This is a genomic window from Streptomyces sp. NBC_01750 (assembly GCF_035918095.1).
Lineage (GTDB): Bacteria > Actinomycetota > Actinomycetes > Streptomycetales > Streptomycetaceae > Streptomyces.
Map to the genome: position 1 here is coordinate 5,620,583 of NZ_CP109137.1, position 13,563 is coordinate 5,634,145.

Consider the following 13,563-nt stretch of genomic DNA (forward strand, 5'->3'; position numbering starts at 1 on the left):
CGGCCGGGGCGCGGCCGTCGGGCGCCGGCGCACATCAGCGCGTCAGGCAGGTGGGATCCGTCGGCTGAGAACCTCGTCGGCGAGCCCGTACGCCACTGCCTCCTGCGCGGTGAAGACCTTGTCGCGGTCCATGTCCGCGCGCAGGGTCGCGACATCGTGGTGCGTGTGCCGGGACAGGACCTCCTCGACCTCGGAGCGGACCCGGAGCATCTCCTTGGCCTGGAGACTGAGGTCCGAGACGGTCCCCTGCCGGCCGCCGCTCGTCGGCTGCCCCAACAGCACCCGGGCGTGCTCGAGAACGAACCGCCGTCCCGGGTCTCCGCCGGCCATGAGCACCGCCGCGGTCGAGGCCGCCTGCCCGACGCAGAACGTCGAGATCGGCGCGCCGACGAAGGTCATCGTGTCGTAGATCGCCATGAGTGAAGTGAAAGAGCCACCAGGTGAGTTGATGTAGATCGCGATCTCGCGGTCCGGGTTCGAGGACTCGAGATGGAGCAGCTGGGCGATGACGACATTCGCGACGCCGTCGTCGATCTCTGTGCCGAGGAAGATGATGCGCTCGGACAGCAGCCGACTGAAGACGTCGTACGACCGCTCTCCCTGCGGGGTGCGCTCGACGACGTTCGGGATCGTGTACTGGCCCATGTCAGAGCCCTACCCGTCGCCGCGGTCCGGCAGGACGGACGTCGTCGAGCGACTCGACGACGCGGTCGACCATGCCGTACTCCTTCGCCTGTTCGGCAGTGAACCACCGGTCGCGGTCGCCGTCCCGGGAGATCGTCTCCTCGGACTGGCCGGTGTGCTCCGCGGTGATCCGCTCGACGGCCTTCTTCGTGAACTCGAGGTTCTCGGCCTGGATCGCGATGTCGGCGGCGGTCCCGCCGATGCCGGCCGACGGCTGGTGCATCATGATCCGCGCGTTCGGCAGCGCAAAGCGCTTCCCCTCCGTCCCGACGGTGAGGAGGAACTGCCCCATGCTCGCGGCAAAGCCCATGGCGAGCGTAGAGACGTCGTTGGGGATCAGCCGCATCGTGTCGTAGATCGCCAGCCCCGCCGTCACCGACCCGCCCGGACTGTTGATGCAGAGGCTGATGTCGGTCCTCGGGTCCTCCGCCGACAGAAGGAGCATCTGCGCGCACACCCGGTTCGCGGAGACCTCGTCCACCTGGGTGCCGAGGAAGACGATCCGCTGTGCGAGGAGTTGTGCGGCGAGGTGGTCGTCGAACCGCGTCGCAGGTGTGTCACCCTCGGCGGCTCGTGGGTCCATGACCGGGTCCCGGCCGGTGATGAGTGGCGCCATCGGTCCTCCTTGTAGTGGCGCGGCTCGGGTCAGCCGCGGTCCCACCACTCTTGGCCCGCGGTTGGCGCTCCGTCAGCTTTCTTGGCCGGGAGCAGATTCGCTGACGGCAGAGGGGGCGGGTATCCCGGCCGCTGCCGAGCCCGGCGGGGGCGCTACGCTGCGCCGGCTGACAACACGGAGTACGGAGAGCAGGGCGGGGATGCAACGAATAGGCCCGAGACGGGTGTTGGTCACGGTGGTGGCCCTGGGCGCGGGTGTCTTTCTTCTGGGCGCCGGTCTGATGCGGTTGGAGACACGGCTGACGGGGGTGGCCGGACAATTCCGCGCCGAGCGCTGCGAGATCTCGGAGTCCCGGCACGGTGACGACGGTCTGCTGTGTTCCGGATCCTTCGAGGCTGAAGACGGGGCCTTCCGGATTACGCAGATCGATGTCGAGACCACGTTCGACGAGAGGCCGACCGGGCCGGTGGCCGCCACGGTCGACGGCCCCTCGGCCACGGTGGCGGTCGAGCACCGTGTCGGGGCCTGGCTGGCTCCAGGCGCCACCGGTCTGTTCTGCCTGCTCGTCGCGGCCTGGAACATCTGGTCGGCCCTGCGTCGCACGCGAGGTACCGGCTCGCCCACGGCGAGCGACACCGCGGAGGCGGGGCGGTCTCAGCAGTCCCCGGTCTGAGCGGGACGTGGGGTGAAGCGTCCCCGGTCAGCGGTGATCGCGATCGGGGGCGCTTTCGCCGCCCTGCAGGGCCAGGTCGGCCATCCGTTGGAATTCAGCATCCAGGGTGAGCAGGGCTTCCTCGAAGGGCTGAGGTTCCGGGACCGCCCGGTCACGGATACAGGTGTGTCAGCAGTTCGTCCTGGGCGGGGTAGGGACGCTCCTGGGGCAGCAGTTGGGCCGCGGAATCCAGGTCGCCGTCGCTCACGAGCGCGTGGATGTCGCGAGCGAGCGGAGTCACGTCGCTGATGCTGACCGTCCACTCGTCCGCGTAGCGTCGTACGGCCTCACCGGAGAGCCCGAGTTGCAGTGAGCGGTACGGCAGGGGCCGCAGGTGCAGATCGCGTTCGGGGTCCCATTGGACGCGGGCGGGTGCGCGCTTCACCTGGCGTTGCCAGGTGCTGCGGTCGGGATGCACCCCGCGCACGTAGCTCGACAGGCATGCGTGGCGCAACGCCCACTCGAAGCCGCTGCGGGAGATCTCGACGGCCAGGACGGTCTCCTGACCGGCCTTCGTGCCCCATCCGCAGCGGTACATCATCCACAGGAACGACGGCTTGATCCAAGTCAAGCAGCGTTCATAGTCCTTTTCGCGACGGTCGAACCCAGCGGGCGTGATCGAGAGCGGCCAGTTCTCGTGGCGTGAGGGGGTACTGAGAACGGTAACGTGCCACCGAAGTCGGCAATGTGAGGTGCGGAGCGTTGGCCAGGACGTGGTGGCTCATGCAGGGCGAAGTCCAAGTCGGTGAGCTCCGCGAGTACGGGGTCGACCAGCCGACGTTTCTGTGCCACTTCGTACCCGGGCCGGGCTGGGAGGCCGTCCAAGGGCTGTTCGAAGCGTGGGCGGCCGTGCAGGACCCTGACCCTGATGGAAGCCGGACCGCGCAGACCATCCGGCCCCTGATGGATCTGGGGCTGACGCTGGTCCCCACAGACGGGGGCACTCCGCTGGACTGCTTCAGAACGTGCATCGTGCGTATCCACGGGGACACGGCCCGCCTCCGTTACTGACGAGCTCGGCGCTCACGCCTCCACGAGGAGCACTGTAGGGCGCGGCGCCGTGAGCACGGTTGCGTGCGTCTGGTCATGGCGTTCGACTGAACGCGCGGAGAGCGCGAGCCCTCCGCTGGGCCGCAGTGCCGCGAACCTGCCGTCGGGTGAGGACCGGAGAGCTGGACGTCAGCAGGAGTCGTACCGCCACTGTCCTGACTCGCGTACCCACGGCTGCTGCTTCTGATCGAACTTCGGCAGAGCCACCCCGTATGACACTCGGGCCATGTCCCCGGACAGTTGATCGACGCTGAATCTCCTAACGTCCTGCTGCCCGTAGTCGCCGCTCGCTCGCTCCAGCATCACCTCGAACTGCTCCTTGCTGGTCGCCTCCTTGCATCGCCTGGACACCATCGCGTACCCGGCGTCGACGTCAGGCTTGAAGTACGCCGCGGTGTATTCGCGTACAGCCTTCTCCAATGCAGCTCTGTCCGATGCGGACGCCTCGTCGTTGGTGACGCCTTTGCTAGGGGTGGCGCTGACGGCTGGCTTGTCAGAGCGTTCCTTCTTGTCATCGCTGTCGCTGCTGCAACCGGTGACACCGAGCAGCAGAGCTGCCGTGAGTGCCGTGATGATGCGGGTGCGCATGGTCCCCCCTGGACGTGTGCGTCGCGCCGGATATCGGCAAATCGGTCTCGGACAGTATGTAGTCAGCACGGGGAGGTTTGCCGGTAGCCACCGAATGGGCTCAACAGCCAGTGTCCTTGGCGGCAGCGCCTCACCCTGAGGACGCTCCACGATGAGTCATGTCAAGCCGTGTTCACAGTCCTCTTTGCGGCCGACGCACCTCGCGGGATCGGCGCTGAGAAGGGCGACGTGGGCACTGCAGGCCGGTACAGCCTTGGAGGGCATCTCTTGTGGCTCGTCCGAACGCAGTCATGCGAAAGCCACCACCTCGCCGGCCATGACCTGGGGAGGGTTGGGGAGCAGTGAAGCAAGGTTGTCCCGCACGAAGCCCGCAGCCCTCGAGATCGATTCCTCGGCACCGGCCTGGTCCTGGAAGACGCTGGTCGAGATCATCACTCCGTCCCCGGTATCGATCCAGTAGTAGGCCACGAAGCCGGAGACCTGGCGCATGAGCGGCACGAACCCCTCGTTCACGAGACGTGCCGCCTCGGCCGAATCGGTCACCCCTTCGTACCGCCGGACTGCTGCGTACATCGTCAAGCTCCTCACGGCGTTCTGGGTTCGTCCTCTGCTGAGACGTCGTACCTCTGCGGCGGCTGCCTGGCTCATGAGGCGTCCGGTAATCACCTGAAGGGCCGCCTGGGGTGATCCGAACGGCGGCCGCCGGCCCGGACACACGGCCCTGCGCACGTCTGTCACGAGACGGCATTGACGTGGAGAGAGCAGCCTCGGCCGGCGGCTGCCTGCAGCACGGAAGAGGCTGTGAACGCGGCTTGATGACTCAGTCAAGCCGTGTTCATAGTCCTTTTTGCTCTGCCATATACCCGCAGGTCAACCGACTGCCCAGTGATCGTTCTCTCCGGGTACGGCAGATTGTCACGCCCCGGCTCCGTCTGTCTACGCCACCTGTGGGTACCGCCGCCATGACGTTACTGCCGACCGCTGCCAACCTCGGGGTCCGGCTGCCGGGTGGCGGTATTGGGGGAGTGGGTACAGTCATGCCTTCCTCATAGCCTTTTGGTGGGAAGCTGTCGCGCGGGGCCTGGGCACACTTATTTGCGCGGCCTGGTTGGCGGGTCGTGGTCCGCCCTAGGCTCTGGCTCATGACTGAGTGCGTGCAGGTGTACACAGCGACGGAGAGCCGTGAGGCAGCGGTAGCACTGGCCAGGGGTGCGACGGAGGCACGTCTGGCCGCGGGTGCGCAGGTGGTCGGCCCTGTCACCTCGGTGTTCTGGCACCTTGGCGAATTCGGTGAGGGCGAAGAGTGGCAGGTGATCTTCAAGACAACGGCGGCTCGATACCCCGAACTTGAGGCGCATCTGTTGGATCACCACCCGTGGAAGAACCCCGAGATCAACGCGGTACCCATCGTGGCGGGCTCTGCGGCCGGCCTGGACTGGATCGCCCGCAGTGTCGCTGAGTGATCACATGGCCGCGCGGTCCAGCAGCTCGGCGACGGGCGCGATCGTCCGGTGCGGCTGAAGCCTGAGTAGGAACTCGTTCGCGCGTTGCTGGGGCCGGACGGAGCCGATTCCGGCGGAGAGATCCATGGCCTTGGTGATCACGGTTGCTGACTGCTCGATCTCTCCGGCGTCCAGGTAGGCGTGTGCCAGCCAGGTGAGGTACAGCGACTTGTCGCGGGCGTGAGCGTCGTCGAAGTCGGCTAGCGCTTCTTCGAGGGCGGGCACGGCCCGTAGTGGCCGGTGCAGCTCGGTCCAGCAGCGGCCCTTCATGATCTGGAGCTCGCGGGTGTCTACCCACGATGACCAGTCGGGCCCGGGTCGATCGCCGCCGTTCCCCGTCAACGCTTCCTCGGCCTGGCCGAGTGCTTGCTCGGTTTCCTTGGCCTGGCCTGCTTTGGCATGGGCCCACGCGCGACGTTCAAAGAGCAGGGCCCGGACAGTCGCGGGCGCGTCTGCGCTGGCTGTCTCGCAGGATGCGGCGGCGGTCGCCACTCCGGACGTGCCGGTGCTGACCTGCTGGTATGCGAGGAACGCGAGGGAGTTGCCTGCCAGCGCCGCGTCCTGGGCCTCGGTCGCCGCCTGAAAGGCCTTCTCGTAGAGGGCTGACGCCTCGGTCTGCCGTCCTGCGTCGAACGCTGCCCAGCCTGCCTGCTGCGCCTGCTCGGCCACCAGACTGAGGAGCTGTCGACCGGTGTTCTCCGTGTACGAGGCGTTGCGCAGCAGGTTCATGGTGGTGCCGAGTTCGGCGCGGTAAATGTGCCGGGTATCGGCTCCGCCGAGTACGTCATCGAGGCTGCGAAGACGGGTGGTGCGCCGCTGAAGGTGCTGCACCTGCCGTTGCCCGATGCGGCGGCCGGCGGTGGATCCTGGCGTCATGGCCGCGCCGGTGGCGATGCCGATGGAAGCTGCGAGGAACCTCCTGCGCTGCACTTCGTCTCCTTCGAGGTCGACGGTTCCCACATCATCGGGCTCGGGCACACCCGCAATTCTTGGGGCGTCGGTCGCGAGGGGAGAGATCAGCTCCGGGCGACTTGCGGATGTGGGCGTCGATGCCTGCTCCCACGGGCGCGGTGCCATCCCGATCATGTGGCCGGGGATGCTCAGGGCGTCTGCGATGTACGCGATCTTCTCGTACGTGGTGATCGCGCCGTCGCCTCGCGCCAGCTTCCCCACTCGCTCCGGCTTGATGTCGCACGCGTCGGCGATTTTCAGGAAGCTGATCCCGCCCCATTGCCGGGCCAGCCTGAAGACCTGTCCGAAGTCGTGTCGCTTCAGCGCGGTCTGCACATCGGATCGGCCAAGGACATGGGCCGGTAATGCCGTCGGTGAGAGGTCTCCTGACACGCGCTTCCCCAAACTGCCTGGGCACAAGGAATATCAGCGATTCTCAGCGCCGAGTTTACCCATCATGGGTACCCCTATCGCCGGGAATCGATGGGGCGGATGAGACGCCCATCCTCTGAGGCATGCAGGAGCGACAGGATGCGCTGAACGGCCCGGAGATGGTGTGCCGATGGGCTCGCCATCCGCGGTGCGTCGGCCTGGCCCGCGTCGAGCTGCGCAAGACGCTCGCCGCCTGGGGCCTGGCAGAGATTGAGGACACGGCTCTGCTCGTGCTCTCCGAACTGGTCACGAATGCCGTCCGGCATGCGCACGTTTCGCCGGGGCGTGAGATCGAGACCCGCTTTCAACTGGCCGGCGAAGACCTCCGTATCGAGGTGCATGACAGCTCGGACGTGTGGCCCCACGAGCATGCCGCTGCCAGCGACTCGGAGTGCGGACGAGGACTCGTCCTGGTCGGCGTGTTTGCGGACCAGTGGGGCGTGAGCGAACGCGGCGGGGTCGGAAAGTCCGTATGGGCACTGATGTCGGTGCCGCCTCAGGACGGAGACAGTTGATGGACGGTACTCAGAAGCCTGTGAACGCCGGCGCGTTGGAGCCTCAGTCGGCGAGACCTCGCTCAGTTATGCGGTTCGCCGACTGGATGTTGAGCACGGACAGGCAAGGCAGCGGGCCGGTCTATGAGGCCGAGTGCACGACATGCGGCGAGTCCTCCGACGCGGCGGAAAGCAAGGACGAGCCTGAGCTTTGGTGCTTGCGGCACGCGGGCGCTCTCGGACACACCGGCTTCCGCGGGATCACGACCGCGTTCTTCCGCGCCGCTCTGGTCAACGCGCGAAGTGATGGTGCGGACTCATGAGGCAGCGATTATGCGCCCTCGGAATCGTCGTCTTCTGGATCGCGGTCTACGTGCCGTTGGCGGTGATCAGTGATCCCTATTCGTAAGCCTTTTGGCGTCTGGCCCGCGTAGGCCGGATGCAGGCCGGACCGCCCCCTTGGCCTGGAAGCATTCGGGGGCGGTCCGGTTTGGGGTGCAGATGCAACCCGGTGCCGATGGTACCGGGGCAACGTCGTGTCCATGATCGATGACCCCTCTCATGGTCGGAGTTGAGCCAGCGACGGGGAAGGGACTGCAAGCGGATGCACGACCCAGAGGACGCGGGTTTCGAGAGCGAGCCTTCGACCCTGACGACGTGGTGTGGGTGCGCGGGTTCGACTACGTGGCGGGCTGGCGTGATGCGGCGGACGCCGGCGCGGAGTTGGCGGACGCGTTGGCGAGCGCGGGGTTCGACAGGGCGGGCCTCCACTGGCAGGCCAGGACGAATGCAGACGGGACCGGGACGGTGCGGTTGGCGCTGTCGGCGGCAGGGGCTCGTGACGTGGCGGCGCTTGTGCGAGCGGTCGCTCGGCTAGGCAAGGCAAGCTGAGGCAGCAGCGTGCCAAGTCTGTGGCACAGGCACCAAGTCGGTGTCTCAACCTGATTTCCCGTGCCGTGGGCCGTTGGCGTGCCGCAGCTGCCTTGACTGGGCGAAGCCTGAGCTGCAAGTTGCCGGGGCCCGTAGACCAGCTACGGCTGGCGAAGCAGAGGCCCGGCGGCCCTCTCCACTTGTTCTGGCACCGATCTGGCACGGGCACCTGAGGGTGCGCCCGCTGAGAAAGCAGCCAGCTCACGGCCGCAGGCATTCTCCCTGCGGATCAAAGCAGACGAGTCCGTGCTCGCGAGCCAGCGAAGCGGCGTACTCAGACACTTCCTCAGCCTTGCTGTCGGAAATGAGCAGGTACACGATCGGCCCCGAGGCCTCGTCGCTGACCGGTGGCGACGCCCATACGACACTGTTCTCGACGTCCGGGTATCGCTCGACGAGCGCTTCGACGTAGGCCACGATGCGGGGCGCCGACGGCACGACGGCGCCATCCGACTCGAGGTAGCGCGCATAGAGCTCGTCGTAGACCGAGTCCGCCTGATGGTTGTCGAGTGGACGTTCACCGTCCCACACAGCAAGGTCGTAGCTCACAGGCGAATCGTTGCAGGTGACAGCTCAGCCGGAGCCAGCAGACCCCCTCTACGTTGACGTCAGCCGTGTAACCCACGTCCGTTGAGGGCGTCGGTCGAGGACTGTACGACGATGAACACGCTGCAATCGGCAACCTGGCGGGCTTGGATACCATCCGCCGATGGAATGGTGGAAGACGATCGCGCCGCTTGTGGGCGTTGCTCTGGGCAGCCTTGGCACGCTGTTGGGGCAGAGGCTGGCTGACACCCGCTCCCTCCGGCGGGACCGAATATTGGCTCACGTAGAAGCGAAGCTTCGTCTGCGTGCCGAGCGGGTCACCCTCCAGCGGGAAGCCATTATCGAGATTCAACACGGGCTCGAAGCCGTCATGGCAGCGAACAGTCCTAATCGAGGACGATCCCTGAGTAATGAGTTCCGTGCGGCGGCTACGCAGTCGGCTCTTCATCTCAACGCGCACGTCGCTCGGCTGGAGGACCGTGAGCTTGCCACTAGCGTGCAGGAGTGGTTGGGGTCTCATGCAAGCGCAGAAGCGGCCCGGACGGCCTTGGATGACCTTCAAGATCACCTCAGTCGTCACCTGCGGGCTCTGTACTCAGATCAGCCGGTCTAATAACGCGCTCGATGGCGGAGTAGCCAGGCGATTTCCCTATCTCGTCGCCTCGGCTCGTGCCCCCATCTCATCCTGCATCTCCGGCATTCCACCGGAGATGCGTTTCCTTAGCTACGTGTAGGAGAACCGATTGCAGGGCTGCCCGGTGTGCGCCACGCTCCTTCATCGCGTGACAGTTGGGGCATAGAGCGACCATCTGTACAGGATGATCGCGGCCGCCACCAGCAATGCGCTCCACATGGTCCACCTCCAAGATCGCCTGACCATGATCAGTAAGGTCAGAGGGTTGGCCGCCGCACGAGGGATTCTCGCACTGTCCCTGGCAACGCAGAAGTACAGCCTCCCTAGCTTCCTTGAGGCGTACCGGTTCACGTCTCACATGCTCACGCCGACCCCCGCTGGCGGCGGATTCGCGCTCCTCGACCTTTTCTACGAGCGCGCGATACCTGGCAGACACCCTGGGCGGCTGCAAGTCACGGATTGCCAAGGAACTACTAGGGCGGACTCGTCTGGATTTCAAGTGGCGCGCCGAGTAGGGCTGTCCGTTGCTCAATGGATTCCTTGAGACCGTCTTATGGTCCGACACGGGCCCCCTCCAGTCGCCTTCAGCAGGCATGACCGCGGCTGGGAGAACATGTGCCGGTTTCAGGCTGGTTGGTGCTGTACGCGGCCCAGTTCGCGGCTCGGCACCCCCTGATGCGGAGACCTGGGTCAGTCTGAAGCGTGGACCTCGAAGAGTTGCTGAGCGTCATGGACCGTGCTGCCGCCAACTTGGCCAAGCTAGAAGCCGTCTGGGCACGCGCGTCGGTCTTTGTCCCCGATAGCCCGCGCGGGGATCTAACCCTGAATACGATGATCATCGCCGAGCCTGGGCCGACTTTCTCCCGGGCCTTCCGCCGATTGATGGTTGGATAATTACCGGCCAGCTACCCGACATTGATGAAATGGGTCAGAGCTTTATCGACTATGCCGAAATTGGCGAGCTGCCGGTGGCTGTTTGGGAAGCCGGCGAGAAGCCAGCCAAAGACCTTGCCGACTATCGGTATCGTCTACATCGGGCCCGGCGAAGGGCAGTTGCAGGACGACTGCAACAACTTCAGGCCCAGGTGGAAATAGCTCTGCCGGGAATTCTTCAAGATGTTCCACGCGCATCTCGCGAACGGCTCGTCAACCCTTCGGTCAACATCATCACCTCTGCGGTCAGCGCGATTGAGAGGCTCCTCGGGGATACTGCGGAGAGGAAGGGGCGCTGGGGCGACCTTCACCGACACATTTCCTTCGGAGAGGGCCACGACTGGCACGATATCGCGGAGATCGATTGGCCCAGTATCCAGCCCGATATCGACAGCGGTGCCTTGTCCGATTCCGATCCGCTCCCTGTGCCGGACCTCGACCTTGGAAGCGCAGCAGCCGGAAGCCTGACGGGCGTAGCTACGATTGCGCTACCCTGGGACCGCTTAGATGATGACAAGTTCGAGAGACTTCTATACGACCTCCTCCGCGACTTCGCCGAAGATGAGAATGTCCAGTGGTTGATGCACACGCGCGCACCTGATCGTGGACGTGATCTCTCTCTAGACCGTGTCATCAGAGACGGCACTGGTGGTGTGCGAAGCGAGCGGGTCATCGTCCAAGCCAAGCATTGGTTGAAGCGATCGGTGGATGTGGCCGCTCTAGCGGCGACCGTCGCAGCCGTGAAGTTGTGGGAGCCGCCAGTCGTGCGCGGACTCGTCATGGCGACCTCCGGCCGCTTCACCGCCGACGCAGTCTCCTGGGCGGAACAACAAAACGAGAGCGGCTCCGCTCCATACATAGAGTTGTGGCCCGACAGCCGTTTGGAGACCTTGCTCGCGCAGAAGCCCCACCTTGCGGCAGCCCATGGTCTCCGATGACCTGCCTGCTGCCGGTAGTGGATTGCATCCTCACCGAAGCCGGCGGCGCACTGGTGGCTGCACTGGCGTACGGAGGGCGGTTGAGTATCACCGCTTTAGGAGCGAGGTGGGGCGAGTTGGGGTCTGACCTGCGGGATGCCGACTTCGGCGTCTGCTAGCTGTGACCTCCGTCAGCAGCCGCAGCTCCCCGTGAGTCCCCGCCCAATCTGGCGCGGTTGTGGCACAGACGGCTTCAGATCCGTAGCTCCAGCGAGATCCGGCGCCTACGGTCAGTCGGGCCATTAGTTGCCCTCGTACGGCATGGGGCGGGCCGACGATGCCCACCGGTCTGCGGGCATGATCTTCCCCGGAGGGACGGATATGGACGTTGTAGAACTGATGGAATGGCTGGCCGAGCGAGGGTGCTCGATGGTATTCAAGGCTGATGGTGAGCGCACACGCGGACATCGATGGATGGTGATCGTCTCTGGCGGTGTCTTGGGGGAGTCGTTCCTCAGGCGTGACTTGGCATCCGCCGAAGCATGCCTTGAGGCCACACTCGCCCACTTGGAGAGCCGCGGCATATCGCCGTTCGCCTGAGACCGGAGCTTCGGAATCACGTGTGTGAGGTCTCACGCAAACAGCCTGACCTGCGAGTTGGCCGCCTTCACTTGGGTCTTCGCACCTGCGACGGGTCCATGGTTGACCGTGATTTACCGATCGATCTGGCACGGATCTGGCACGGACATGGAAGGGGCGCGGTCTGGAACCATGGGCCCGTGGAGATCAGAACGGAGTTGCAGCGCCTGGTGGGATCGCTGGCCGACGGCGAGAGCGTCTACGGGCGAGTTGCCCCCGGGGATGTTGGCGCCGTCGCGGAGGAGGTTCATCGTCTCGCCGCGGAGGCTCAGCAGGCCTGGGCGCGCTATGCCGTGAAGGGGGCCCTGGGACCGGACTCACCGGCGGAGACCGCTGACGCGCTTCGTGAGACGACGAGCCAGCGTGCGGTGGAACTCATGACCTACCTCTCGGTCGATGACCTGGTATTCCTTGGGCAGGGTAGGCGCGACCGTGCCCGCGCGTTGCGAGCCGCTGAGCGCCTGGTGAAGCTCCTCGGCTATGACTCGCAGTGGTGGACGAACATCGACGACCTCTCCGCCGACGTCCGAGCATGGACACCAGTGACCCGACAGACCTTCGATGGGGTCATTGCAGGTGCTGGGAATGGGCTCGTTGTCGCGCTGCTGCAGGTGGGCGAGGACTGAGGGCGACAGTCGAGAACAGGCGAGCACCGCTTCAGGAGACGCGCGTCACCCGCAAGGTGTCCAACACAATGGCCCCCGGGGGAAGGGCTTTCATGCCCTCGTTCTTGATCTTGCGGAACTCGACGTCGATCACGTGGTCCTTGATCTGCGCTGCACCCTCGGCATCGACCAGCACGGCGTGCAAATCAGATTGCTTGTCCAGGGTGTCCTTGGTCCCGACACGAAGATAGGCGCAGTCCCACTCGCCGCCCTGCAGGGTGCAGGGACTGTACTTGGGGTAGAAGAGCCCTCCATCCACGTCTCTGACGAACGCCCACACTGCGTACCCGGCCGGCCGGTGCTGAACGTCACCGGAGAACTCGACGCGCTCACCAACGGCCGGGTTCCGAGGTTGCTCGATGGAACCAGTCGGCTTCTTCGTTGGCGCTTCCTCGTCCTGAAGCCATGGCCCTGCGATGAAGGCTGCGGCCAACACCATGAGTGCCGTCACCAGGTTGCTGAGGGCGATGACGAGGCCATTGTGTCTCTCCGCCCATGAAGGACTGTTTGGCGAGGCTGGCGCCCCAGCCGGGTGAGTCGCAGAGGCGGGCGATGGCGACGGCACGGGTGGCGGCAGGGGCGGCTGAACGGACATGAATCACCCGATTCGACATAGGAGGACCGTAGGTCGCCGTCAGTATCTACTTTGTCACCTGACGTGGTTGGCCGTTTGTCAGATCACGGATGCCGTGTGGTATCGCGGCCGCAAGCGGTACCCGAACTGGTGGTCACGGCATCCTGTACGTGCTGCAAGCCGCATCACCCGGGAGCGCCTGTCGCAGAAGCTCGGCTTTGGCTCGGGCAGGACCTGCAGCTACACATCTGCTACTGCGACATGTGCTGGCCGCACTCGGCTCTATCTGAGCTTGGGAAGCTGCGATCATTGGCGGTGGCTTCGGGCGCTGACCTGGGAGAACGTCTGAGACGGGATGTCATCGCCCTTGCTCGCTTTCACCGTGATTTCCCGCTGTTCCCCGCTCTATCTGGTGCGCTTGTGGTGCAGGAGGGCACAGCTACAGCGACGACCGTTGCGGTGCTGTCGGTCGGGGCCGTCGCCACGGAGTCCGGCGCAAGCGCCTTCGGAAGGTGCCAGTCGGCGCAGGGTCATAGCTGGCGTCGTCCCACAGCCCCGGCGCAGGTGCCTGAATTCGTAGTCGCGCCCAGCCGCTGAGTCCTCACAAGTTTCGGCCCAAATACGGTCGAACGGCGGCCGGCGCATCTGTGAAGAGATGGCACCGCTCCAGTCACGCCACGTGTCGTCGGAAACCCA

General features: G+C 65.4%; 16 protein-coding genes. 7 read left to right on the plus strand and 9 right to left on the minus strand.

Annotated elements, in window-relative coordinates; translation table 11 throughout:
* Positions 1-42: 42 nt before the first annotated feature.
* Together OG966_RS25650 and OG966_RS25655 are read right to left on the minus strand one after the other, a co-directional pair.
* On the minus strand, positions 43-645 hold the full coding sequence (locus tag OG966_RS25650) for a ClpP family protease (protein WP_326652205.1): 603 nt from the start codon (positions 643-645) through the stop codon (positions 43-45).
* A gap of 1 nt (position 646) precedes the next feature.
* Complete coding sequence (locus OG966_RS25655) at positions 647-1,300, minus strand: ATP-dependent Clp protease proteolytic subunit (RefSeq protein WP_326652206.1); 654 nt, start codon at positions 1,298-1,300, stop codon at positions 647-649.
* Between the two features lie 199 nt (positions 1,301-1,499).
* Here OG966_RS25655 and OG966_RS25660 point away from each other — a divergent pair, with 199 nt between their 5' ends.
* Entirely contained in the window at positions 1,500-1,973 is a 474-nt protein-coding gene (locus OG966_RS25660; protein ID WP_326652208.1) for a hypothetical protein, read from the plus strand.
* Positions 1,974-2,124: 151 nt separating this feature from the next.
* Here the strand turns inward: OG966_RS25660 and OG966_RS25665 are convergent, their stop codons facing one another.
* Complete coding sequence (locus OG966_RS25665) at positions 2,125-2,583, minus strand: DUF4291 domain-containing protein (RefSeq protein WP_406731131.1); 459 nt, start codon at positions 2,581-2,583, stop codon at positions 2,125-2,127.
* Positions 2,584-2,735: 152 nt separating this feature from the next.
* On the opposite strand from OG966_RS25665, the gene OG966_RS25670 reads away from it, so the two are divergent.
* Positions 2,736-3,023, plus strand: a complete 288-nt coding sequence (locus OG966_RS25670) for a hypothetical protein (protein ID WP_326652209.1) — start codon at positions 2,736-2,738, stop codon at positions 3,021-3,023.
* 168 nt (positions 3,024-3,191) lie between these two features.
* Here the strand turns inward: OG966_RS25670 and OG966_RS25675 are convergent, their stop codons facing one another.
* The gene (locus OG966_RS25675) at positions 3,192-3,650 is read right to left on the minus strand and encodes a hypothetical protein (RefSeq protein WP_326652210.1); all 459 of its coding nucleotides are present in this window, start codon (positions 3,648-3,650) and stop codon (positions 3,192-3,194) included.
* A gap of 288 nt (positions 3,651-3,938) precedes the next feature.
* Positions 3,939-4,223, minus strand: coding sequence for a hypothetical protein (locus OG966_RS25680; protein ID WP_326652211.1), 285 nt, complete (start codon positions 4,221-4,223; stop codon positions 3,939-3,941).
* A gap of 569 nt (positions 4,224-4,792) precedes the next feature.
* Here OG966_RS25680 and cutA point away from each other — a divergent pair.
* Complete coding sequence (gene cutA / locus OG966_RS25685) at positions 4,793-5,113, plus strand: divalent-cation tolerance protein CutA (RefSeq protein ID WP_326652212.1); 321 nt, start codon at positions 4,793-4,795, stop codon at positions 5,111-5,113.
* On the opposite strand, the gene OG966_RS25690 is transcribed toward cutA, so the two are convergent.
* Positions 5,114-6,439, minus strand: coding sequence for an XRE family transcriptional regulator (locus OG966_RS25690; RefSeq protein WP_326652214.1), 1,326 nt, complete (start codon positions 6,437-6,439; stop codon positions 5,114-5,116).
* A gap of 179 nt (positions 6,440-6,618) precedes the next feature.
* On the opposite strand from OG966_RS25690, the gene OG966_RS25695 reads away from it, so the two are divergent.
* Positions 6,619-7,050 (plus strand): ATP-binding protein, encoded by a 432-nt coding sequence (locus OG966_RS25695; protein WP_326652216.1) that lies wholly within the window; start codon positions 6,619-6,621, stop codon positions 7,048-7,050.
* On the plus strand, positions 7,050-7,352 hold the full coding sequence (locus tag OG966_RS40890) for a DUF7848 domain-containing protein (protein WP_442806757.1): 303 nt from the start codon (positions 7,050-7,052) through the stop codon (positions 7,350-7,352). The genes OG966_RS25695 and OG966_RS40890 overlap by 1 nt, the downstream gene beginning before the upstream one ends.
* An 808-nt stretch (positions 7,353-8,160) precedes the next feature.
* Here OG966_RS40890 and OG966_RS25700 read toward each other — a convergent pair.
* Together OG966_RS25700 and OG966_RS40895 are read right to left on the minus strand one after the other, a co-directional pair.
* Entirely contained in the window at positions 8,161-8,508 is a 348-nt protein-coding gene (locus OG966_RS25700; RefSeq protein ID WP_326652217.1) for a hypothetical protein, read from the minus strand.
* A gap of 677 nt (positions 8,509-9,185) precedes the next feature.
* Entirely contained in the window at positions 9,186-9,734 is a 549-nt protein-coding gene (locus OG966_RS40895; protein WP_442806758.1) for an HNH endonuclease, read from the minus strand.
* A gap of 328 nt (positions 9,735-10,062) precedes the next feature.
* On the opposite strand from OG966_RS40895, the gene OG966_RS25705 reads away from it, so the two are divergent.
* Positions 10,063-11,010, plus strand: a complete 948-nt coding sequence (locus OG966_RS25705) for a restriction endonuclease (protein WP_326652218.1) — start codon at positions 10,063-10,065, stop codon at positions 11,008-11,010.
* A gap of 758 nt (positions 11,011-11,768) precedes the next feature.
* Positions 11,769-12,254 carry a hypothetical protein gene (locus OG966_RS25710; protein WP_326652219.1) on the plus strand — a complete coding sequence of 162 codons (486 nt, stop codon included), beginning with the start codon at positions 11,769-11,771 and terminating at the stop codon, positions 12,252-12,254.
* 31 nt (positions 12,255-12,285) lie between these two features.
* Here OG966_RS25710 and OG966_RS25715 read toward each other — a convergent pair whose 3' ends face one another.
* Complete coding sequence (locus OG966_RS25715) at positions 12,286-12,732, minus strand: hypothetical protein (protein WP_326652220.1); 447 nt, start codon at positions 12,730-12,732, stop codon at positions 12,286-12,288.
* Between the last annotated feature and the right edge of the window lie 831 nt (positions 12,733-13,563).

Bases quoted from the DNA above. Each gene is read 5' to 3' on its own strand.
- OG966_RS40890 (WP_442806757.1), top strand. From the start codon at position 7,050: ATGGACGGTACTCAGAAGCCTGTGAACGCCGGCGCGTTGGAGCCTCAG.
- OG966_RS25670 (WP_326652209.1), top strand. From the start codon at position 2,736: ATGCAGGGCGAAGTCCAAGTCGGTGAGCTCCGCGAGTACGGGGTCGAC.
- OG966_RS25660 (WP_326652208.1), top strand. From the start codon at position 1,500: ATGCAACGAATAGGCCCGAGACGGGTGTTGGTCACGGTGGTGGCCCTG.
- OG966_RS25680 (WP_326652211.1), bottom strand. From the start codon at position 4,223: ATGTACGCAGCAGTCCGGCGGTACGAAGGGGTGACCGATTCGGCCGAG.
- OG966_RS25655 (WP_326652206.1), bottom strand. From the start codon at position 1,300: ATGGCGCCACTCATCACCGGCCGGGACCCGGTCATGGACCCACGAGCC.
- OG966_RS25650 (WP_326652205.1), bottom strand. From the start codon at position 645: ATGGGCCAGTACACGATCCCGAACGTCGTCGAGCGCACCCCGCAGGGA.
- OG966_RS25695 (WP_326652216.1), top strand. From the start codon at position 6,619: ATGCAGGAGCGACAGGATGCGCTGAACGGCCCGGAGATGGTGTGCCGA.
- OG966_RS40895 (WP_442806758.1), bottom strand. From the start codon at position 9,734: ATGCCTGCTGAAGGCGACTGGAGGGGGCCCGTGTCGGACCATAAGACG.
- cutA (WP_326652212.1), top strand. From the start codon at position 4,793: ATGACTGAGTGCGTGCAGGTGTACACAGCGACGGAGAGCCGTGAGGCA.
- OG966_RS25715 (WP_326652220.1), bottom strand. From the start codon at position 12,732: ATGGTGTTGGCCGCAGCCTTCATCGCAGGGCCATGGCTTCAGGACGAG.
- OG966_RS25705 (WP_326652218.1), top strand. From the start codon at position 10,063: ATGGGTCAGAGCTTTATCGACTATGCCGAAATTGGCGAGCTGCCGGTG.
- OG966_RS25675 (WP_326652210.1), bottom strand. From the start codon at position 3,650: ATGCGCACCCGCATCATCACGGCACTCACGGCAGCTCTGCTGCTCGGT.